Annotated in this window: 14 protein-coding genes and 1 pseudogene; 9 read left to right on the forward strand and 6 right to left on the reverse strand. The window is 61.8% G+C overall.

All coding sequences use genetic code 11. The features are described from left to right. Positions 1-65 precede the first annotated feature (65 nt). From O9280_RS12740 to O9280_RS12770, 7 genes are all read left to right on the forward strand, one after another. Positions 66-980, forward strand: a complete 915-nt coding sequence (locus tag O9280_RS12740; RefSeq protein WP_298343292.1) for a TnsA endonuclease N-terminal domain-containing protein — start codon at positions 66-68, stop codon at positions 978-980. Next, a complete protein-coding gene (locus tag O9280_RS12745; protein WP_298343297.1) occupies positions 961-3,219 on the forward strand; it encodes a hypothetical protein in 2,259 nt (752 codons plus the stop codon). Before O9280_RS12740 ends, O9280_RS12745 begins: the two co-directional genes overlap by 20 nt. Positions 3,220-3,251: 32 nt before the next feature. After that, the gene (locus O9280_RS12750; RefSeq protein ID WP_298343299.1) at positions 3,252-4,667 is read left to right on the forward strand and encodes an ATP-binding protein; all 1,416 of its coding nucleotides are present in this window, start codon (positions 3,252-3,254) and stop codon (positions 4,665-4,667) included. Positions 4,668-6,382: 1,715 nt separating this feature from the next. Then, a complete protein-coding gene (locus O9280_RS12755) occupies positions 6,383-7,066 on the forward strand; it encodes a hypothetical protein (protein WP_298343301.1) in 684 nt (227 codons plus the stop codon). A gap of 368 nt (positions 7,067-7,434) precedes the next feature. Next, positions 7,435-9,219 (forward strand): AAA family ATPase, encoded by a 1,785-nt coding sequence (locus O9280_RS12760; RefSeq protein WP_298343304.1) that lies wholly within the window; start codon positions 7,435-7,437, stop codon positions 9,217-9,219. Further along, positions 9,206-11,023, forward strand: a complete 1,818-nt coding sequence (locus O9280_RS12765; protein ID WP_298343306.1) for an ATP-dependent helicase — start codon at positions 9,206-9,208, stop codon at positions 11,021-11,023. Before O9280_RS12760 ends, O9280_RS12765 begins: the two co-directional genes overlap by 14 nt. A gap of 3 nt (positions 11,024-11,026) precedes the next feature. Then, complete coding sequence (locus O9280_RS12770; RefSeq protein ID WP_298343308.1) at positions 11,027-11,932, forward strand: restriction endonuclease; 906 nt, start codon at positions 11,027-11,029, stop codon at positions 11,930-11,932. 327 nt (positions 11,933-12,259) lie between these two features. On the opposite strand, the gene O9280_RS12775 is transcribed toward O9280_RS12770, so the two are convergent. Genes O9280_RS12775 through O9280_RS12800 form a run of 6 tightly spaced genes read right to left on the reverse strand, consistent with a single transcriptional unit; the run spans position 12,260 to position 19,162 of the window. Then, entirely contained in the window at positions 12,260-15,406 is a 3,147-nt protein-coding gene (locus tag O9280_RS12775; RefSeq protein ID WP_298343310.1) for a CusA/CzcA family heavy metal efflux RND transporter, read from the reverse strand. Between the two features lie 8 nt (positions 15,407-15,414). Continuing rightward, positions 15,415-16,416, reverse strand: coding sequence for an efflux RND transporter periplasmic adaptor subunit (locus O9280_RS12780; protein ID WP_298343313.1), 1,002 nt, complete (start codon positions 16,414-16,416; stop codon positions 15,415-15,417). Then, on the reverse strand, positions 16,413-17,684 hold the full coding sequence (locus O9280_RS12785) for a TolC family protein (RefSeq protein ID WP_298343316.1): 1,272 nt from the start codon (positions 17,682-17,684) through the stop codon (positions 16,413-16,415). Before O9280_RS12785 ends, O9280_RS12780 begins: the two co-directional genes overlap by 4 nt. A 58-nt stretch (positions 17,685-17,742) precedes the next feature. Then, positions 17,743-18,123, reverse strand: coding sequence for a hypothetical protein (locus O9280_RS12790; protein WP_298343319.1), 381 nt, complete (start codon positions 18,121-18,123; stop codon positions 17,743-17,745). A gap of 17 nt (positions 18,124-18,140) precedes the next feature. Continuing rightward, entirely contained in the window at positions 18,141-18,479 is a 339-nt protein-coding gene (locus O9280_RS12795) for a DUF3703 domain-containing protein (protein ID WP_298343322.1), read from the reverse strand. Beyond that, positions 18,476-19,162: a cation transporter gene (locus tag O9280_RS12800; RefSeq protein ID WP_343228759.1), complete on the reverse strand. Its 687-nt coding sequence runs from the start codon at positions 19,160-19,162 to the stop codon at positions 18,476-18,478. Before O9280_RS12800 ends, O9280_RS12795 begins: the two co-directional genes overlap by 4 nt. On the opposite strand from O9280_RS12800, the gene O9280_RS12805 reads away from it, so the two are divergent. Continuing rightward, on the forward strand, positions 19,161-19,655 hold the full coding sequence (locus tag O9280_RS12805; protein ID WP_298343327.1) for a helix-turn-helix domain-containing protein: 495 nt from the start codon (positions 19,161-19,163) through the stop codon (positions 19,653-19,655). The genes O9280_RS12800 and O9280_RS12805 overlap by 2 nt on opposite strands. Before the next feature lie 9 nt (positions 19,656-19,664). Continuing rightward, positions 19,665-19,763: pseudogene (locus O9280_RS12810) on the forward strand (hypothetical protein); the annotation flags it as partial.

The raw sequence follows: 19,763 nt of genomic DNA on the forward strand, positions 1-19,763 counted from the left end.
CCGTCAAGCCTCCGGAACATCCCTAGACGCTCTCGCAACAACGAGAGCGAGCCGGAGGCTACCTGATGAAATTGCAAATCAACGCGGCCAAGTTGTCGTCCGCCATCGCTGATGGACGCGGAAGAGGCGTGGGCGACGAATACACGCCGTGGATTCAGATTCGCCGATCGACGAGCAGTCCTTTTTCGAACCAATCGATCTGGCGTCTTCCCGGCATGCGAAGAGCCAGTCACTTCTTGTCCCGCGGCGAGCGCGAAATCGCGACCATCGTCAGCTTCGCAGGCGCAACGGACATCCGGGAGCAGTATCCCCTGTTCGCCTGGCCGCATCCGCATCCTGCGGATGAGATTCACGGGGTGCACAGCAATTCACCCCACATCGGCATGGAGCGCATCGCAGCCGAAGCAGGGATCAAGCTAACGCACTATCCGAGGACGAAGATTCCGGTGGTCTTGACCATCGATCTGATGGTCACGTTCCCCGAACGCGACACCTCAAAAGATCAGCTGCTGGGCATCAGCTGCAAGCCGCGCCAGGGACGCAATGGTGGCTACCCTCTGCGCGTCCTTGAGCGGCTGGAGTTGGACAGGCGCTACTGCGCTCGTGCAGACATCCGCCATTTGCTGCTACATCCAGAGATGTTTCCGCGGGATCTCTCAGCATCACTCACGTGGATCTCCCCCGACTCTCATCGCAACGCATGGGGGGCAATCCGAAAGTCGAGTACCTATCTCGACTTTGTAGATCGCGTGGGCCGCAAGGCATATGAACGCCCCCCCTATTTGGTCGTTGAAAAGGCGGCGTCGCGCCTAAGCATTCCTTCAGCTCAGGCAGGAGAGTTCCTCAAGATCGCTCTGTGGACTCAAGATCTCGATGTTGACTTGAACCGACGCCTAAGCATGTCGAGTCCCTTTCGACCTGGCGGCAGAGCGATGAAGACACTTCTCGCATCGATGCTCTTTGGCCGCCGCGATGCCTAAGCTTGGTCACGTACTCGTCGACACGACAGTCACAGGGGCGCTCGCCGCGCCACTGCGCATCCTGATGATTGATCAGGAGGACGGGAGCGCAATCGTTATGCCGCTTCGCCGTCAATCGCCGAACGGGCGCTCGATCTACTACCTACAACATCCAAGATCGATGCGTCTCTCGGCAATCGGTGAGCTGATCGATCAGGGCGCCATAAGGGAGGCCGCCTTCGACGTGCCGGCACTTTGGGGGGTGTCCGATGCCGACTACGTCTCGGCTGCCGCGAACCAAAAAGACGCGGACGACCGGGTAAACAGGCTCAAGAAGCGCGATGAATTCTTTGAGAGCATCGAGCCATACATCTCCAAGCTATCCATCCAAGGAGTGATTCGGAGCTTCAATTCAGTCATCGCCCAGATTGGGAAGGACAGTCCGACGAAGAGCGCTGCCCAACAGATCATTCGTCGCCTGTGCCTCTACATCCTGTCGTTGGGGCGGAGAAACTCGCTGATTCCACTGACGAGCCGATGTGGAGCACCAGGAAAGGAGCGGACGGTCGTGAGGCCGACGGGAAGGCCAAAGCAAAACACCCAAGGCAAGAACTATGTGATGACGGAAAGCGATAAGGAGAAGTGCGCGATCGCTATGCAACTCTGTGATGCCGGGAAGTCACTGAGCGAAGCCTTCGCTATCGCGAACACTGCCTATTGGAGTGATGCCTCAACGGACGAACAAGGTCGAGTGACCCACAAACTTTGGGACGTCTCGAGCCGCCCAACACTTGACCAGTTTACGTATTGGGGGCGAAGAGCGTCCGCTAACGTAAAGCTCAAGACATTTGGAGACTTCCATCGAGAGGCGCCTACGCGTCGTGGCGGCAGTTCCGCGGATAAGGCCCATGCGGTCGGGGTTCTCATGGAGCTCGACAGCACCAGCGCGGACGTCTATCTGACATCCGTCGAGTCACGGAACCGAACTCTTCCGCCGATGCATCGGTACGTCGTCAAATGCCCGGTCACGAAGGCCGTTCTTGGCTTTCATCTTGATTGGGAGGCCCCGAGTCCGCGAATCGCCCTCCGAGCCGTTCTTTCCGCTGCGGAGGACAAGAAGGCGCTTTGCGAGCGATTCGGTGTTGAATGCGGAGTGGATCAATGGCCGGGAATTCTGGCTTCTTCATACCTTGTAGACAACGGTGAATTTAAGGCGAGTGAGATCACCGATGCCGAGAAAGAATTCGGGTTCGCAATTGAGTACACGCGAGCCTACTCGGGTGAGTCGAAGCCGAACGTCGAATCCCAGCACAAGTCGGACCATCTCCGTCTGGACCACAAGCTAAGTGGAACAACCCGCGGCCGACAAAAGAAGCGCGGGGAAGAGACGCCGGCTTCCCGGGCCTTGATCAATTACTGGGAATTCATGCAACTGGCTCTAAAGCACTACCTTAGGTGGAACGACGAACTGGTTCCGGATTGCGCACCGGTTGCGATGATTGCCGCTGGGCTATCGCCAACAAGAATCAACGTCTTCAAGTGGTTTCGGGATACTCATCAGATCAAGCAGAAGCATGTCGATCTCGAGCATCTTCGCTTCTTCACGTTGCCTTCTTGGCCCGCTGTCCTGAAGGAGGACGGGATTCACCTGCTTTCCCAGGATAGGAAGAGCATTCTCAGCTTCGTTCGATACTACTCGGCAAAGCTTTGGGACGATGATCGATTCCAAAAGATCAGGGCAAGACGCCGCTCGCTTCGAATTGATATTCGCATCGACTCGAGCAACATTGAGCAGATCTACGTTCCTCTTTCTGAAGGAATGTGCATCGTTCCGAACGTGACCGCCATCGACCAAGAGAGAACGATGTGCGGACTTGCGGACCTCATCGAGTCCACGCGCAGCTGGAATGAGAAAAGGCATCAGTCCCGACAACTGAAGGAACAGGCCGAGGCAAGCGATGTCCTCGAGCGACATCAGATCGAGTCGGATGCCAGAAGAGAGAAGCGAGCCGAGTCGGCAAAAGGATCGAAAGGACCTGGGCGTTCCCAAAGGGATCGAACCTCGCTAGCGGAACGCGCGCGTGAGGAATCTGCGAAGGTCATTGCGCAATCGAAAGCATCAGTGTCGAGGGCGTTAAGCAAGAAGGAAGCCACAACCATAGAAAGTCCTGGCGACGAAAAACTCGTCGATGCGCCGACTCCTGAAGCTGCGATCGTGTCTCGATTCTTGCTTGATATGAGGCAAAAGAGATCGTTATGAGCGGTCCGAATGATCCCGGGGGGAACCCGCTGGTGCATCATCTTCCTGCTTGGCGTTCGCAAGAAGAACTGATCCGTCAGCTGTATTTCGACCCATTGGAAGGCCGTCTTTCAGAGTCGTCCTCAGTCGAGCAAAGAATGCGTCTCTTGGGCGAGTACAAGGCAGCCTTTGTGCCGACAGCGATGGCGGTCGATTTGGCATACATGCTGCAAATGGAGATTCATCAAGCAATGGACGCTCGCGATCCTCGTGTGTCAGACAAGATCCTCGAACTGAACAAGATCGCCCTAAGCGCAGGTGAACCCATAGCGAAAGAGGCATCGGCCTTCCACGCAGCAGGTGGCGCCATGCTCCGTGGCGACACTGGCGTCGGCAAATCGGCGACACTCGCTGCCGTGTCTCGAGTGGTTTTCCCAATACATCTCGTTGACTATGGATCGACTCTCGAGAAGTATGGGATCGCTCGACTGGTTCACGTGTACTTCCTTCGCATAGACCTCAATTCGAAGGGATCTACCTGGACTCTTGCAACAGCGATCACCGGTGCACTAGACAAGCTTCTGGGCACCAACTACACGGCGCGGGTGGGTCGGGCGAGAAATCACGAGATCGCAATCGCTGACGTCTTGCGGATCCTTCTGCAGCATCATGTAGCCGTATTGATTCTAGATGAGCTTCAGGACAAGACGTTGCAGATCGCCAATCAAGCGATCGACGTTCTTGAGTTCTTCAGACACCTGATGAATCACGGAGTCGCCGTCATCCTTTCGGGTCATCCGAAGGCATTCACTCTGGTGGAGAGCAACACGCAACTCATGCGCCGATTCTCGATGATCGGCGATTATGAGTTCTTTCGAGGCCTGCCAACGGCCTCTCCCTCAGATAAGGATCCAAGCTCGGAGTGGGACCAGTTCACCGAAGCCATGATGTGGTTCCGTGTTGTCGACGCCGTCGAGGATGAATCGACTGTGCGCGCAAACCTCTCGGAGCTTAGCGGTGGGTCTAATGGGATATTCACGGTCCTTTGGATCGAAGCCCAAAGAATTGCACTGTCACGGAAATCATCTCCAAGCGCCGTCACCGTGAAGGATGCTCAGAAAGCTGCAACTACCCCAAGGGGGAAGGTTGCGAAAAAGCTTGGCACCGCATTCCGGCTTGGGGGCCTAGAAGCCTCGAAGTATGACGACATTACTCCTGATCCGCGGATCACCGGGGTCAAAGCTGGGCACCAAGTCCAAGATCCCGTCATTCCTCAAGGGAAGGAAACGCCGGACAGTATCAAGGCAATGATCGCTGCATCAGAGAGAGGCAGAAAAGCCAAGGAAAAGAAGGCCAAAGCAAAAGAGACCGTTGCGGATCTTGATGCGGATGACCTCAGGCGAGCTCTGAAGGAAGAACTTGATGCGGATCTTGTGGGGCTCGCGCCACAGGGCGCACTGAAGTTTTGATGGGCGACCTGCATCTACAGACCGACTTGAATCATCAGTGCCTCGTCGAGCCCCAGGGCCTTTTCCCGACTTGGGCTCCTCGGCGACGGAGCTCTCGAGACGTCCAGTGGGATGTTGGTTTGCCTAGGTAATTCCAGAGCGCTACAAGAAGATCGTCCCCGCACAGGGCTGCCACCTTCCGCGCCGTAACCTCATCAATGTGAAGTTCCATCTTATGGTAGCGAGATGCCATCGGTGTAAGCATTGTCCGACATGAGCGCTCGTCAACTCCGGACTGTTGTGCAATCTCGCTCAACTGAATGAGAAGCCTTTGGTATTCCGGGTTAGTGGTTTGGGCTTTAGCGTAAGAGAGCTCCGTTTGCTCCGACGGACTGTCGTTCAGAGCAGAAATGCCCATGTGCCTTAGCGCATCGAAAGTGATGAGCCGTGTCACAAGGTCGCACGGACGTCCTCGAAGTCTGATTTCCGCATCAACGTTGAATCGATTTCCGAGACTTAGCATCCTTCCCACTTCACTCAAGCTCATATCCCATCGTTCAGAGACCTTGCGTTCGACATGCTTGATTAGCTCCGCTGTGTCGCCAATGCACGCCTTTGCGGCACTCACTAGGGCGATCCAGTTCTCGATGCACACATCTTGCGGGTCGGAAAAGCATGCTGTGTGCCAAAGCCGGATTAGTGCGGCGTATCCGTCAGACGGTGCAATCTCTCGCTCAATGGGAAGGAGCTCTGAAGCTTTGATCTCATGCGGCATCCCCGGGAGTATCCCGTGCCCGCGACTGCTAAAGACGTAGGGCGCCTCGAGGAGTTCGCACCCATGAATGGTGCAGTGGCCAAGCCACGGCGCCTGATGCGAGGCGCGCCAGGTCGAAAATCCTCGCTCCGACAAGTCTCCGTCCTTGCAAACTGGGCAAAGTCTGTAGGCGGATGCTGTTAGGCGCCTCATCCATCGGGAGTGTACGAGTGAGGCGCACAGCCGACTGGCGTCTTCAACCCCCATTTCACTGCGAAGACTATGGTATAGCCCTCTCCGGCCCGCGGCGCAGTACGCTCCTAGCATCGAGAAGTCCGCCGCAACTCTTCCTGTCTTCTGGATATCTCCGTAGATGCTGAGTGCAACCCGAGGTGCGTCTCTCGCGAACGGCATGACGACCTGGCTCCAGTCACAGCGCGTTGCGATCCCCGCAAGCGCTTGGTTCATAGAGCGCTTTCCCATCGAACGTGCGCGAAAGAGAATCACGTTCATCAACAGGTCGTCTCTACGTAACGCCGGCGCGTAGCCAATCGGCTCGCGATGATTCTCGGAAGGCGAGACGTCCGGGATAGTGATGTTCACATCGTGCATCGCTCTTCGGGGTGGGCCCCCTACCTGCACGGAATGCTTTCATGTTTCGTGGTTTGGAACATTCTTTCGGAACCGGGCGCACGGATACCGCCCGGGCGAAGGCCCTTAGGCCCTCATTCCAAGGACGCCAAAACTAAGCTGGATGGCCATGATGCACAGTCGTGATCGGCACCATGCCGCTGCCTTGGCAGCCAGCCTTTCGTTGCCTCGATGGTACGAGACCGCCGCCGAGCTCGGCCTGATAAGTGAGGGGCGCAAATCGACCCAAAGCAGCCGTTCACCCGGGGCATCAGCTTCTAGACCTCCGTGCCACCAAAGACTGAGGTAGGGTCGTAGCCTTCACGTACATCCAACATCGATAGAGGGGCTCGTGAGCGAGTCGAACGGCCACTTTCCGCGACCGGTTTTCGATGCGAACGGAACCTACACGGTGCGAACCGCCGACAGTTACTTGGTAGACGACAGCCGCGTGCGAGAACTGGCCGATATCGTTTACGCGCGCCGAGACTTGGCCAAGGCATACGACTTTCTCGCTCGGTGCTTGGACGAAGACGGCAGCGGGCGATCGGATGAATTCGAGGAAGCCCTGTGGGTGGCCACGGTCGTCTTTTACGCCAAGCCTTTCGGACGCAACCACGCCCGCGGCGCGTTCGATGCCAACGCTTTCCTCAACGAGCGATTGAGCGACGACGGTCGGCGATTACATGAGTACCTGCGCCGCTTGCGCCATCGCTGGGCCGCGCACGACGACGGCCTCGGCGAGGACAAGACGGTCGCGATCTACTTGCCGCCGTCGCCCCCACAGTCGTTTCTCGAGCTTGGACTGCACGCACAGGCGCGTCGGGTCATCTCCCCAGGTACAGAGATCGCGCGTCAGGTCGAACCACATGTCGCGTGGGTTCGCGACATCCTTGCGGCGCATGAGACGCAACGCCGGGACGCCATTGCGCGCGAGCTGATAGCCACCCGATTCCACAACCTGCAGCTGATGGGCATTGCCTCGTCCGCGCCTTTGGCCGTGGATCTCGATTCGGTCCTTCGCCTTCCGCGATAACCGAATGAGACGATGGGCGTGGCTGGCGGCAACATAGAAAGCGAGTCGGGGGGCAACGGACGGCACCCTGAGTTTTTGCCGACTTGGGCCTACCCAAAGCGACCTTTTCCCTAGTGTTTGGTTTCCAAGCGGTTGTACTACTCGTACTCCGGGCGGGGGCGTCGTGGTGAAACTGAGCTCGCTAGGCGCTACATCTCCGGCGTCGGACGTCATGAGTTTATGCTGTAGGTACATCAGGGTACCGGGACTTCGATTGGAGCCGCTCAACCAGACAGACCAACGAGTCAGTCGCCTCGCAATTGTTGCTTCCGCTTAGCTCGGTAGTCAGGAAACAACGGTCAGCTCAAACCCAATCAAGGAAGAAGCGTGTGCGCATTTCGCGAGTAAGAATCAAGAACTTCACAAACTTCTCGGATGTCGACGTCGAGACCGGTGAAAGCATAGTCATCGTCGGCGAAAATAAGGCTGGAAAGACCAATTTCATTCGCGCGCTGCAGCTGATCCTTGACCCTGGGCTCTCTGAACGTGATCGGCAGCTAGGGTTTGAGCATTTCTGGGATGGCTTGGGAGAAGAAAAGCTCGGCGAAAAAATCGAAGTCGCAGTAGAGCTGACCGACTTTACGGGCGATCCGCGGTTGATGGCGCACCTCAACGACTGCGTGGTTGATCCGGGGCCGCCGATGGTTGCGCGTCTCACTTACCGTTTCCAACCGAAGGCAAACCTCGGGCGGGACCCGGAGAGCCTCGCTGACTATGAGTACATCGTCTTCGGTGGCGACGACCCCGAGATGTCAATTGGGTCGTCGTTGCGGCGGATGCTTCCGCTCGACGTGCAGGTTGCGCTGCGCGACGCCGAGAAGGATCTGGCGAGTTGGCGCAATTCACCGTTAAGGCCGTTGATTGAGGAGCTAGCGACCTCCCTCGATGAAGGTGCGCGGGCCGAAATCCAAAAGCAAGTAAACGAGGCGCAGGCCGACCTGATCAGCCATGATGAAGTAATCGAAACAGCCAGGCGGATTAGCGAACGCCTGATCGCGATCGCCGGCCAGGAGCATGCAGTGCCGTTGGCGCTCGGCCTGGCGCCGACGCGGGTCGATGCGCTGCTACGTAGCCTGCGCCTGCTCATCGACAATGGTGCGCGCGGCATTCCTGATGCCAGTCTTGGTACCGCGAACCTGATCTTCCTAGCGCTAAAGAGCCTGGAGCTGGATCAGCTTGTGATGGATGGCGAGCGCGACCACACTTTCTTCGTGGTCGAGGAACCGGAAGCGCACCTTCACCCGCACGTTCAGCGTCTCGTTTATCGCTATTTCCTGGGAGGCGGCGCAGATGACGAAGAGCAAACGCCCGTACTCACGACCATCCTAACCACGCATTCGCCACATATCGCGAGCGTCACTCCGATACGATCGATTGTGCTGCTTCGTAAAGACGCGGCAACCAATGCGACAATCGCTGTTTCGGCGGCCAAGGCACCGCTCGACGAGCGCGATGAGGCGGACCTCCAGCGCTACATCGACGTGAGCCGTGGCGAGATCTTCTTCGCTCGCGGGGTCGTCCTAGTGGAGGGCGATGCGGAGCGGTTTCTTGTGCCTGCCTTCGCCGAGGCGCTGGGCATTCCGCTCGACATGCTGGGCATCACCGTATGCTCGGTCAGCGGCACTAACTTCTCGCCGTACGTCAAGCTTTTGGGTCCAGAGGGTCTCAGCATTCCGCACGTCATCCTGACGGATCGTGACCCGAATGGAACGAGCCCACCGCTGGTCCGGCGCCGCCTGATCAACGTCCTTGGGCTGGTAGAAGACGGTGTGAACTACGCTCTTCTGGACGCCGACGACGTCATCGCGCGTGCGGAGGCAGTCGGGTACTTCGTGAACAGCAACACGCTCGAGCCGGAACTGTTTACCGGGGGGCTTGCTGAGGCGATGCAGAAAGTCATCGATCAGGAGCTGTCAATCAACCAGGCGACGCGCGATCTGATCCAAGGATGGGTCGACGACACCGACACACTCGACGAAGAGAAATTGATCAAGCTAATCGAGCGGATTGGCAAAGGGCGCTTCGCGCAGGCGCTGGCGCCCCACGTCGATGAGGATACGTGTCCTGACTACATCCGCCAGGCGCTAGAGCATATCCGTGATGCCGTTACGTAGTGTCAGCGCGGCGTATCTCGCTCAAGCCGTCGATCTTGCCGGGAATCCGGGTCAGCAGGCTGCCTACAATTCCACGGGAAACTGCGTGGTTCTGGCCGGGCCCGGCAGCGGGAAAACGAAGACGCTGGTGCTCAAGCTCGCCCGGATCATGGCAGAGGATGTGCGTGCACCCCGAGGAGCGGCATGCATCACCTACAGCCACGAATGCGCACGCGAACTGACGCGTCGACTGGAGCGCCTGGGCTTGCGCGAGGCATCCAATCTCTTCATCGGCACGGTGCATGGGTTTTGCCTGAGGCATCTTCTCATGCCTTATGGTCGACTTGCGGATCTCCCGGTGCCGTTCCCACTCGCCGTCGCCACGCAGCGGCAGAGCGAACAGGCGATGAAGCGCATCGGTGATCGGCTCTTCGGTGTTGGCCATCCCAACAAGCCCATGGACCTTGGACGACATCGACGGTCCGTCCTCGACCGAACATCGGTCGCCTGGGCCTGTAAGGAGGAGCTCGCGGCCTGGGCGGAGGGATATGAGGCCGAGCTGCGTCGACTGGGTCTGATCGACTTCGATGATCTCGTGATCTTCGGACAGCGTCTGGTTATGGAGCACGACTGGGCGCTCCCTCTGATTAAGGCCAAATTTCCGGTGCTTGCAGTCGATGAGTATCAGGACCTCGGCGTCGCTTTGCATCGTATCGTCGAGCGCATCGTCTTCGATGGCGGCGTCCGGCTCTTCGCGGTGGGAGATCCCGACCAGTCGATTTATGGTTTCACCGGCGCCGACGGAGCGCTGTTGCGGGAGCTGGCTGAGCGGGAAGATGTTGAGCAGGTTCAGTTACAGCTCAACTATCGTTCGGCGTCGCGCATTGTCTCTGCATCTGAGATGGCTCTAGGCGAGGTTCGTGGCTATCAGTCCAATGACCTGAATCGTGAAGCGCTCATAGAGTTCGTTCAGTGCCCGGGTGGCCTTGCAGGGCAAGCAGCGCATGCGTTCACAGAGATCATCCCAGCTGCTCTCGCAGCTAGGCCCGGGCGCACATTGGGTGATATCGCTATTCTCTATCGCGACTACAGAGGCGGCAACGTCGTGGCAGAAGCCGCCGCTGTCGCAGGCGTCAATGTTGTCCGCGTCGATACGGCCGCTCCTTACCGCAATGTCCCGCTCACGAGCTGGATTGAGGATTGCGCGGCGTGGTGCTCTGGCGGATGGCGCGAGGCCCGGCCACAGTTGCGTGGATTGCTCGATCGTTGGCTCGGTTTCTCTCGGGGTCGGATTTCGGAAGCGCAAGCCCGAGATGAATCGAAGCGCCTGACGCAGCTCCTATGGTCGCTTCGCGTCGAGGAGGGATTAGCCCGGGATTTCGTCACCGCAGTACGGGTCGGAATGCTTGATGCGCTTATTGCGACGCAGCCGGCTCTCATTGATCAGAGTGAGCAGGTCGATTGCATGTCGGCGGCCTTAGCGGTCGGTGGACCGCTAGCCGATCTCAACTTAGCGAGCCTTGGTGGCCGCGATGGGTCCCCGTTGCATCTGAACCTGCTGACGCTGCATTCCGCAAAGGGATGCGAATACGACGTTGTGATCATGGTCGGACTCGATCACGGGAGTTTTCCCTGGCTCAATGAGTCACCCGCTGCACTCCGCGAGAGTCGGCGCCTCTTCTACGTTGGCCTGACGCGTGCCCGCGACGAGATTCATATGCTTTATTCTGGTTACGTCGATACAAGCAACGGTCGAATCAATCGGGGACGCTCGCCATTCGTTCATGAACTTGAAGCGCGAATGGAGGCGGCCGAGGGTCATTAATCCATGTTGTCATTTCGAGAAGCTCAGGTTATCGAAGACCTGGCAGACCTCCTCTACGACTTCCTTCCCGGAAGCGGAAACAACAAGACCGCGTTTCCCATTGCTGCCGCAAAGGCTGGCGTCGGAGACTTCTGGTTCCCAGGCAGCAAGCGACCAGCCATTGTTCAACTCCTGACCGCGACGCTTGAACAGCGCAGGTCGTGCTTCACTGAACTGATCGTAGCGATTGTGCGTCAGGCGATGACCTACCGGCGAGGGAAGAGCAATCCGATCCGTCGCGAAGAAATCGATCGGCTCAACAGCCTTCTTCCAGGGGTGCAGTTCAGAATCCCGGAACTGCTCGATCCGGGATTCCTGAGCAGCTTTGGCTTGCCAAGGCCTGTAGAACCTGCGTCGAGAACGTCCGCGACCCTAAGTGCAGATAAGGCGCATGAGCTCACCACGCTCCTCATCGAGATCACCAAACTCGACCCCCAAGCGCGAGGTCTGCGTTTCGAAGGCTTTCTCAACGAGCTGTTCGCCGGCTTCGGGCTGGCGCCGCGCGGCTCTTTTCGGCTCGTCGGCGAGCAGATCGATGGCAGTTTCAGACTGCACGGCCAAACCTACCTGGTCGAAGCGAAGTGGCATGGGCCTCAAATCGGCTTTGCAGACCTGATGACCTTCTCGGGCAAGGTCAGTGGGAAAGCGTCCTGGTCGCGCGGCCTGTTTGTTAGCAACTCCGGCTTCACGGTCGATGGCTTGGAGGCGTTCGCGCGTGGGCGACAGACCAATCTCATTTGTGCTGACGGGCTCGACCTTTATGAGGTTCTCTCGCGCAAGGTCTCGCTAATCACAGTCTTGGAGGCCAAGGAACGCCGAGCCGCCGAGACGAATCGGGCGTTCGTCCCAATGAGGGATCTGAATCTCTAGTTGCAGGTAAGCTGATTAACGGTTGGCCAGTACGAGTCGTGGCTGAGACGACGAAGCACTCGGCAATGTCGCCATGCAGCCGCTGAGGCCGACCGCTAGCAGGTACATGTCGTCGCTCGACGTCTGCCGATCCGATTCCCCCCCCCCCGATATTGAGTAGCGCGGCTTTCTGGAGTCGTCAGCCTCAGGCGAACGACCGTGATTGGCCGAACCTGGCCTGACGACTGGCTGGCTCAAGCCGACCCAAAGCGGACGTTGCACCATCGAGTCATCGCTCTCGCGATGATCCCGATGGCGCCCCAGGCCCATGGCCCGGGGCGCTCGACGTCAGCCGTTCTTGATCGAGTCCTTCGATTCGCTGGCCCTGTGCACTAGGCGATACAGCGCCGGAAGCACAAACAGTGTCAGCAGTGTCGACGACAGCACGCCGCCAATGACCACCGTTGCCAGGGGCCGTTGAACCTCGGCGCCGGCACCCACGGCCAAAGCCATCGGCACGAAGCCGAGGCTCGCGACGAGAGCGGTCATCAGCACAGGACGAAAACGCGTGAGCGCACCCTCGCGCACCGCCTCATCCAAGCCCATGCCCTCCAATCGCAACTGGCGGATGAAACTCAACATGACGATACCGTTGAGCACCGCGATGCCGCTGAGGGCGATGAAGCCCACGCCGGCCGAGATCGACAGCGGGAGGTCGCGTAGCAGCAGGGCCGCGACGCCGCCGGTCAGCGCGAGCGGAACGCCGGAGAACACCACCAGCGCATCGCGGCCAGAACCGAAGGCAAGGAACAGGAGGCCGAGAATCAGCACGAGCGTCAGCGGCACCACGACCGAGAGGCGTTGCGTGGCGGAGATCAGCTGTTCGAACGTTCCGCCGTATTCGACCCAATAGCCCGGAGGAACGTCGACCTCAGCGCCGACACGTTGCTGAACGTCGGCAACGAAGGAGCCGAGGTCGCGGCCACGGACGTTGGCCGTCACCACCACGCGGCGCTTGCCGTTCTCCCGGTTGATCTGGTTCGGCCCTTCCTCGATGGCGATACGGGCCAGTTCGCGCAGCGGCACCGTGCGCACCGTCTCGGCACGCTCGACCGGGAGAGGAACCGGCAGGTCACCCAGTCGATCGGCATCGTTGCGAAGCCCATCCTCAAGCCGGACCACGATCGGTGCACGACGATCGCCCTCGTAGAGCATTCCGGCCTCGGTGCCACCGATGGCGGTCGCCACGACCTGCTGCACCGCGTCCAGAGACAGCCCTAGGCGAGCCAGCGCTTCGCGGTCGGGCTCGACGACCAACATGGGTAGACCGGTCGTCTGCTCCACGCGGACATCAGCGGCCCCCTCCACATTCGACATGGCCGTCTCGATCGCCTGTGCCGTGCTCATGAGCACATCGAGATCATCGCCATAGACCTTCACCGCGACGTCCGAACGGACACCGGAGATCAGCTCGTTGAAGCGCATCTGGATCGGCTGGGTGAACTCGTAGTTGTTGCCCGGGACGGTGGCCACCAAGGCCTCCAGCTCGGCCACCAGTTCGGCCTTCGTCTTGCCAGGATCAGGCCAGTCCTCCCGCGACTTCAGGATGACGAAGGTGTCGGCCACGGACGGCGGCATGGGATCGGTCGCAACTTCGGCAGTACCGATCTTGCTGAACACGCGTTCGACTTCCGGCAGTGTGAGGATCTCCCGTTCGAGCACTTTCTGCATCGCGACGGATTGGGTGATCGAGGTGCCCGGGATGCGCATGGCGTGCAGCGCGACGTCGCCCTCGTCGAGGTTCGGGATGAATTCGGTGCCCATCCGCGTGGCGGCGAATCCGGCACCCGCGACCAGCACGGCGGCGGCCAGAACGACGCGCCAGCGCCATGCCAAGACCCGATTCAGCGCTGGCGCATAGCCACGCTTCAGCCACAGGACGATCCGGTTTTCCTTCTCCTCGACCCGGCCACCGAGGCCCACCGCCACCATTGCTGGAACGAAGGTGAGCGAGAGCAGCATGGCCGCGGTCAGTGCGAACACGACGGTGAAAGCCATCGGGTGGAACATTTTTCCTTCGACGCCGTCGAGCGCGAAGATCGGCAGGTACACGGCGGTGATGATGCCGACGCCGAACAGGCTGGGCCGGATCACCTCGGCCGTGGCGGAGGCCGCCAGTTCGTAGCGCTCCTCGCGGGTGAGCAAGCGGCCGAGCTTGTGCTGCATCTCTCCGAAACGACGGATGCAGTTCTCCATGATGATCACTGCGCCGTCGACGATCAGGCCGAAGTCCAGCGCACCGAGACTCATCAGGTTGCCGGAGACACCGCCCTTCAACATGCCCGTCGCCGTCATCAGCATCACCAGTGGGATGACGGCGGCCGTGATCAGCGCGGCGCGCAGGTTACCGAGCAACAGGAACAGCACCACGACGACCAGCAGCGCACCTTCCGCCAAGGACTTGGACACGGTGCCGATGGTTCGATTCACCAGCGCCGTCCGGTCATAGACCGTCCGCAGGATCACGCCCTCGGGCAGGGTGCCTCGGATCGACACCACTCGGGCGTCCACGGCTTGCGCCACTTCACGGCTGTTGGCGCCTACCAGCATGAACACCGTGCCGAGCACCACTTCTTCGCCATTCTCGGTGGCCGCGCCGGTGCGCAGTTCCTGGCCCTCCTTCACCGTCGCCACGTCGTTGACGCGGATCACCCGGGTCCCGCGGCTGGCCACCACCACCGACCCGATGGCTGAGGCATCGCCGAGCTGGCCCGGCACGCGCACCAGCACCTGCTCGCCGCGCTTCTCGATGTAGCCGGCGCCGACATTGGCGTTGTTGCGCTCCAGCGCGTCGACCAGATCATCCAAGCTGAGATCGAGTGCAACGAGCCGTGCCAGATCCGGGGCGACCTGCACCTCTCGGGCATAGCCGCCGATAGTGTTGACCTCGACCACGCCGGGGACCGTGCGCAGCTGCGGCTTCACCACCCAGTCCTGCAGCGTGCGCAGGTCGGTCGGTGTCCAAGCCTGTCCGTCCTGACGCGTCGCGCCCGGCGCCGCTTCGACGGTGTACATGTAGATCTCGCCGAGGCCGGTGGAGATCGGCCCCATCGCCGGCTCGAGGCCGGTGGGCAACTGGCCGCGCACCTGCTGAAGCCGTTCAGCGATCTGCTGCCGGGCCCAGTAGATGTCGGTGCCGTCCTGGAAGACGACCGTCACCTGCGACAGCCCGTAGCGCGACAGCGAACGGGTGTAGTCGAGCTTGGGAATGCCGGCCAGCGCGGTTTCAACCGGGAAGGTGACCCGCTGCTCGGCCTCGAGCGGCGAGTAGCCCGGCGCCTCGGTGTTGACCTGCACCTGCACATTGGTGATGTCCGGCACCGCGTCGATGGGCAGCCGGAACAGATTGAAGGCGCCCCAAGCCCCGAGGGCCAGAACGAGGATCAGGACCAGCCAGCGATGCCGGATGGCGTAGCGAATGAAGGACTCGATCATGGCGGGCCTCAGTGCTCGTGCTCGGCGCCGGCCTTGGCGATGTCCGCCTTGACCAGGAAGCTCTGCTCGACGACGACGCCGTCTCCAAGTTCCACGCCGTCCTTGATCTCCACGAAGGCGGCATCGCGCACGCCCAGCGTCACCGGTGTCGCGGTGTAGGTGTCCCCTTTGCGGACGAAAACCACCTCACGACCTTCCATCCGCTGCAGTGCGCCCAAGGGCACACGGAGCGCGGCCTCGGTGGTGCCGATGCTCACGTCGGCCTGAACCGCCATGCCGGGGCGCCACAGCCCGTCGGCATTGTCCAGCACGGCGCGGGCGGTCAGGCTCTGGCTGTCGACATCGGTCGCGGGCAGAACTTGGCCGATCGCCGCGGTGGCCGTCGTGCCGTCGGCGATGCGCTCGACGCGGACCTCGGCGCCGACACGCACCCGCTGGGCATCGCGTCCGAACACGTGCAGGTCGACCCAGACCTTCGACAAGTCCGCCACCTCGAAGAGTGGGGCCTCACCTGCGAGACTGCCGGCCTCGGCGTCGCGGCGCATCACAACACCGCCAATCGGCGTAGTGAGGCTGTAGGTCGACAGGCTGGCGTTGCTTTCCACGGTCGCCAATCGCTGCCCTGCACGCACCGAGTCGCCCACCTGTACGGCGACCTCGCGGATTGCGCCGGGGAAGCGGGCTGACACGCGAGCCATGGCGCCTTGACGCACTTCGATCACGCCGGGGAGTCGGAGGGTCTGTTGGATGACGCCCGGACCGACCGGGGCCACAACGATCCCGGAGCGCTCCGCTGTTTCGGCGGGGATGGTCGTGGCGTCCGCCTCGGGTTCGTCGTGCCCGTGACCATCGTCGTCGCCATGCCCATCGCCGTGGTCGTGGTCGGCGGACTCGGCGGGTTCATCGTGCGCATGGCCATCGCCTTCCGCGTGCGCGGACTCATCGCAGGCGGTGAGGACGAAGGCCAATGCCACGACCAGCATCAGGATCGGAAAACGGAAGCGATTCATTCGTTGGCTCCTTTGCGAGCGTCGTTTGCCGACCAGCTCTCGGCGGTCAGGCGCTGCAGTTCAATCAGGGCGCGCTGCGCGGCCACGCGGGCCTCCAGCAGGGCGAGGCGTGAGGTGGTGATGTCGGTTTGCACGGCGGCCCATTCGAGGTAGCTCAACGCACCGGCGCGGTAGGCCCGCTCCGACTGTGCGGCGGCACGCTCGAGTCGCGGCAGCACGTCGGTGTGCAGCCGCTCGGCCTGCAGTGCAGCGGTGCTCACCTGTGACCAGGCGTCGACCGCCACGGCTTCAAGCTGCAGCTCGGCAGACTCGCGCTGCATCGCCAAGGCGTCGCGCTCGGCTCGTGCCGCGGCGATGGTTGGCTCGGCACGCTGGCGACCACCCAGCGGCAGGCTGAAGCCTGCCACGAGGCCAACATCCCGTCCGTCCTGCAGGCGCCGGACACCCGCGCTCCACCGCAGGTCCGGGCGGGCCTCTGTTTCGGCGAGGATCATCCGCGTCTCGCGGATGCGCGCTTCATCGGCGAAGGCCATCAGCTCGGGCGCGTCGGCAATTCGCTTGGTGAGCGTCTCCAAGCCCGGCAGTTCGGGCAAGGACGCGGGCACCGAAGCGACCTCCGGAACGACGTCGCTGGTGGGGTCGCCCCAAAGCAGGGTCAGGCGGCGCCAAGCCGCGGCTTGCTGCGCGTCAAGGGCGGCGAGACGCACTTCCGCTTGCGCGACTTCCGCCTCGGCGGCCAGCGCGGAAGCCTCCGGCGCAGCACCCGCCGTGAAGCGCTGTCGTGCTGCACGGGCGATCCGCTGACGCTGGGCCAAGTCCTCGTCGAGTAGCGGGCGTTGCGCCTGCAGAGCGACCAGATCGAGGTAGCGGCGCGTGGTTTCGGCAAGCAAGTCGAGCTGCGTGGCAGCGCGCTGCACGCCGAGCGCGTCGATGCGTGCCGCCGCTAGGGCACGGCGGGCCTCGCGCTTGCCACCGCGCTCCAGCACACCGGCAAGGCTCAGCGTCAGCTCGGCGGATCGGGTGCCCTGGAGAGGACCCGAACCGAGCACGTTCTCGAGGTCCACCTGGGCTTCGAGTGGCGGTCGAAGGGCCGCCGCTCGCGCGTCGGCCTCAAGGCCCTCGCGGCGGGGGACGAACAGACGAAGATCGGGATGGAACTGGGCGACGCGTTCGTGCGCGTCGTTCAGCGTGAAGGGCTGAGCGGCCGCGCCCGGGGCGACGGCCAGCAGCATCAGCCCGGCCGCGAACGCGGCCAGACGAAAAGACATGGGGAAACTCCGTTGATTCGTGGAATGGAACGCCGCGGAACGCGGCCGATTCGACGGATCAGCGGATGGGCGGGCGGAACAGGCCTTGAAGCGCCGGGGTCGGCGCGAGGATCGACGCCACACTGGGAGGCAGCATCGGAGGTAGCGCGATCAGCTTCACGACGGGCGTCGGCAGCACGGCCATGACCACGCCGCAGTGGTGCCAGGCATGCGCCAGATCGTGCGAAAGGCTGGCCAGCCCGGGCGGGTGCGGCCTGTCTTCATCACAGTCCGGGCGATCGGCGTCGGCGACTGCGGCGGATACCGCGAGGGCTTCGTCATGGACCGGCGGATGACCGGTCGCGATCGCACCCAACATCGACGCCACGAGCAGCAGCGCCGCCAGCGCCCAAATGAGGCTGGCGTGGAAGGCTCGTGCGCGAGGTCGGAGACGGGACATTGGTTCAGCGTAACGGATCAGCGCGACAACAGGTCGCGAAGGTCGGCCGGGATGGGCATCGGCTGGATGGCGCTGACGTTCGCTCCCCCGGTGTTGCCCTCCGGCACCCAGATTCGGCTGAACAGCGCCGCTGCGAGAATCCGCGTGGTCTGCCCGAGCATCTCGCGCGGCTGGCGTTGACGCCAGGCCCAGCCCCACATCTGCAGGTGGCTGCGCACATGGGCGAGCGTGTGACGCTGCGAAAGGATGTGGGCGCGCTCGAGGTGGTGGAAGGCCTCGGCGGCGCGGCCGCCGGCTTCCGCCTGACGGGCGAGTGCGTACTCGGTCTCGATGGCTTGGTTGAGGCGTGGGCTCATGGTTTCTGCTCCGCGTGTCCGATGGCAGCCGTGTGCCCATGCCCATCGTCCATGGGGGTGGGGATGCCGGTGGTCCACTCCCGCCACGCGGCGCGCAGGACGGTGAAGGAGGTCTGCAGGAACAATGTGGCCACCAGCAGGCCGACCGCGAGATCAGGCCAGCGGGTTCCCGTCCATGCAACCAAGCCAGCGGCCGCCAGCACACCGACGTTGTTCGCCAGGTCGTTGCGTGAGCACAGCCAGACGGAGCGGAGGTTCAGGTCCTCGTTGCGGAAGCGCGTCAATAGGGCGAAGGCCGTCACGTTGACGGTGAGCGCGATCAGCGACATCACCGTCATCAGTCCGGCATCCGGCACCTCGCCGGCGATGGCCCGTCGCACGACTTCAACGATCACGAACAGCCCGAACGCCCCCTGCAGCGCACCCTTCAGCAGCGATGCACCCGCCCGCTGTCGGACCGAACCGGCCATCACGACAAGCGTGAGCAGGTAGATGCCCGCATCGCCCAGCGCGTCGAGCGAGTCGGCCATCAGCGCGCTGCTGTGCGCCCAGAGGCCGACGCTGAACTCGGTCACGAACAGCGCGGCATTCAAGGCCATCACCACCCAAAGAACGCGTCGCAGGCCCCGGTCACTCGAGGTCGCGCAGGCGGTCGCGGTTTCTTGGCAGGAGCAGTCGGTCATGGTCTTGTCCTCCGGATGGGCGTACCGTAAACCCCGGAGTCGCTACAGGGTCAAGCCCATGAAGATCGGCGAGCTGGCTGCGGCAACGGACTGCCATTTCGAGACCATCCGCTACTACGAAAAGGTCGGTTTGCTCCCGAAACCGGAGCGAACGGCGTCGGGGTACCGGGCGTACCGGAAGGGCGACATCGCCCGCGTCCGCTTCATCACCCGTGGCCGCGCTCTGGGGTTCAGCCTCGACGAGATCCGCAGCCTTCTGCATCTGTCGGAAAGTCCGGATCTGTCCTGCGCCGAGGTCGACACCCTGGCGCGCCGCCACTTGGCCGAGGTGCGCGAGAAGCTCGCGCACCTTCAGCGGATGGAGGCCGAGCTGGTCGCCACGGTGGAACGGTGTCGTGGCGGCCAGCGCGCGACCTGTGCGGTGCTGGAAAGCTTGGCGCATGAAGGGCGAGCCTCAGAGGCTCGCTTCTCCATCCACTCGCCCCTCGCCTGAGAACGTCGCATGTCCCTAGCCAGCACCTTCGCCCTCTACGCGCTGACCGCGCTTGCCGAGATCGTGGGCTGCTACCTGTGGTGGCTCTGGCTGCGTCAAGACAAGTCG

It is taken from the genome of Silanimonas sp. (genome assembly GCF_027531545.1).
In the GTDB taxonomy this organism is placed as follows: domain Bacteria; phylum Pseudomonadota; class Gammaproteobacteria; order Xanthomonadales; family Xanthomonadaceae; genus Silanimonas.

Excerpts from the sequence above, each read along its gene's own strand:
- O9280_RS12780 (WP_298343313.1), bottom strand. The coding sequence starts at position 16,416 with ATGAATCGCTTCCGTTTTCCGATCCTGATGCTGGTCGTGGCATTGGCC.
- O9280_RS12785 (WP_298343316.1), bottom strand. The coding sequence starts at position 17,684 with ATGTCTTTTCGTCTGGCCGCGTTCGCGGCCGGGCTGATGCTGCTGGCC.
- O9280_RS12795 (WP_298343322.1), bottom strand. The coding sequence starts at position 18,479 with ATGAGCCCACGCCTCAACCAAGCCATCGAGACCGAGTACGCACTCGCC.
- O9280_RS12790 (WP_298343319.1), bottom strand. The coding sequence starts at position 18,123 with ATGTCCCGTCTCCGACCTCGCGCACGAGCCTTCCACGCCAGCCTCATT.
- O9280_RS12770 (WP_298343308.1), top strand. The coding sequence starts at position 11,027 with ATGTTGTCATTTCGAGAAGCTCAGGTTATCGAAGACCTGGCAGACCTC.
- O9280_RS12805 (WP_298343327.1), top strand. The coding sequence starts at position 19,161 with ATGGTCTTGTCCTCCGGATGGGCGTACCGTAAACCCCGGAGTCGCTAC.
- O9280_RS12775 (WP_298343310.1), bottom strand. The coding sequence starts at position 15,406 with ATGATCGAGTCCTTCATTCGCTACGCCATCCGGCATCGCTGGCTGGTC.
- O9280_RS12800 (WP_343228759.1), bottom strand. The coding sequence starts at position 19,162 with ATGACCGACTGCTCCTGCCAAGAAACCGCGACCGCCTGCGCGACCTCG.
- O9280_RS12740 (WP_298343292.1), top strand. The coding sequence starts at position 66 with ATGAAATTGCAAATCAACGCGGCCAAGTTGTCGTCCGCCATCGCTGAT.
- O9280_RS12765 (WP_298343306.1), top strand. The coding sequence starts at position 9,206 with ATGCCGTTACGTAGTGTCAGCGCGGCGTATCTCGCTCAAGCCGTCGAT.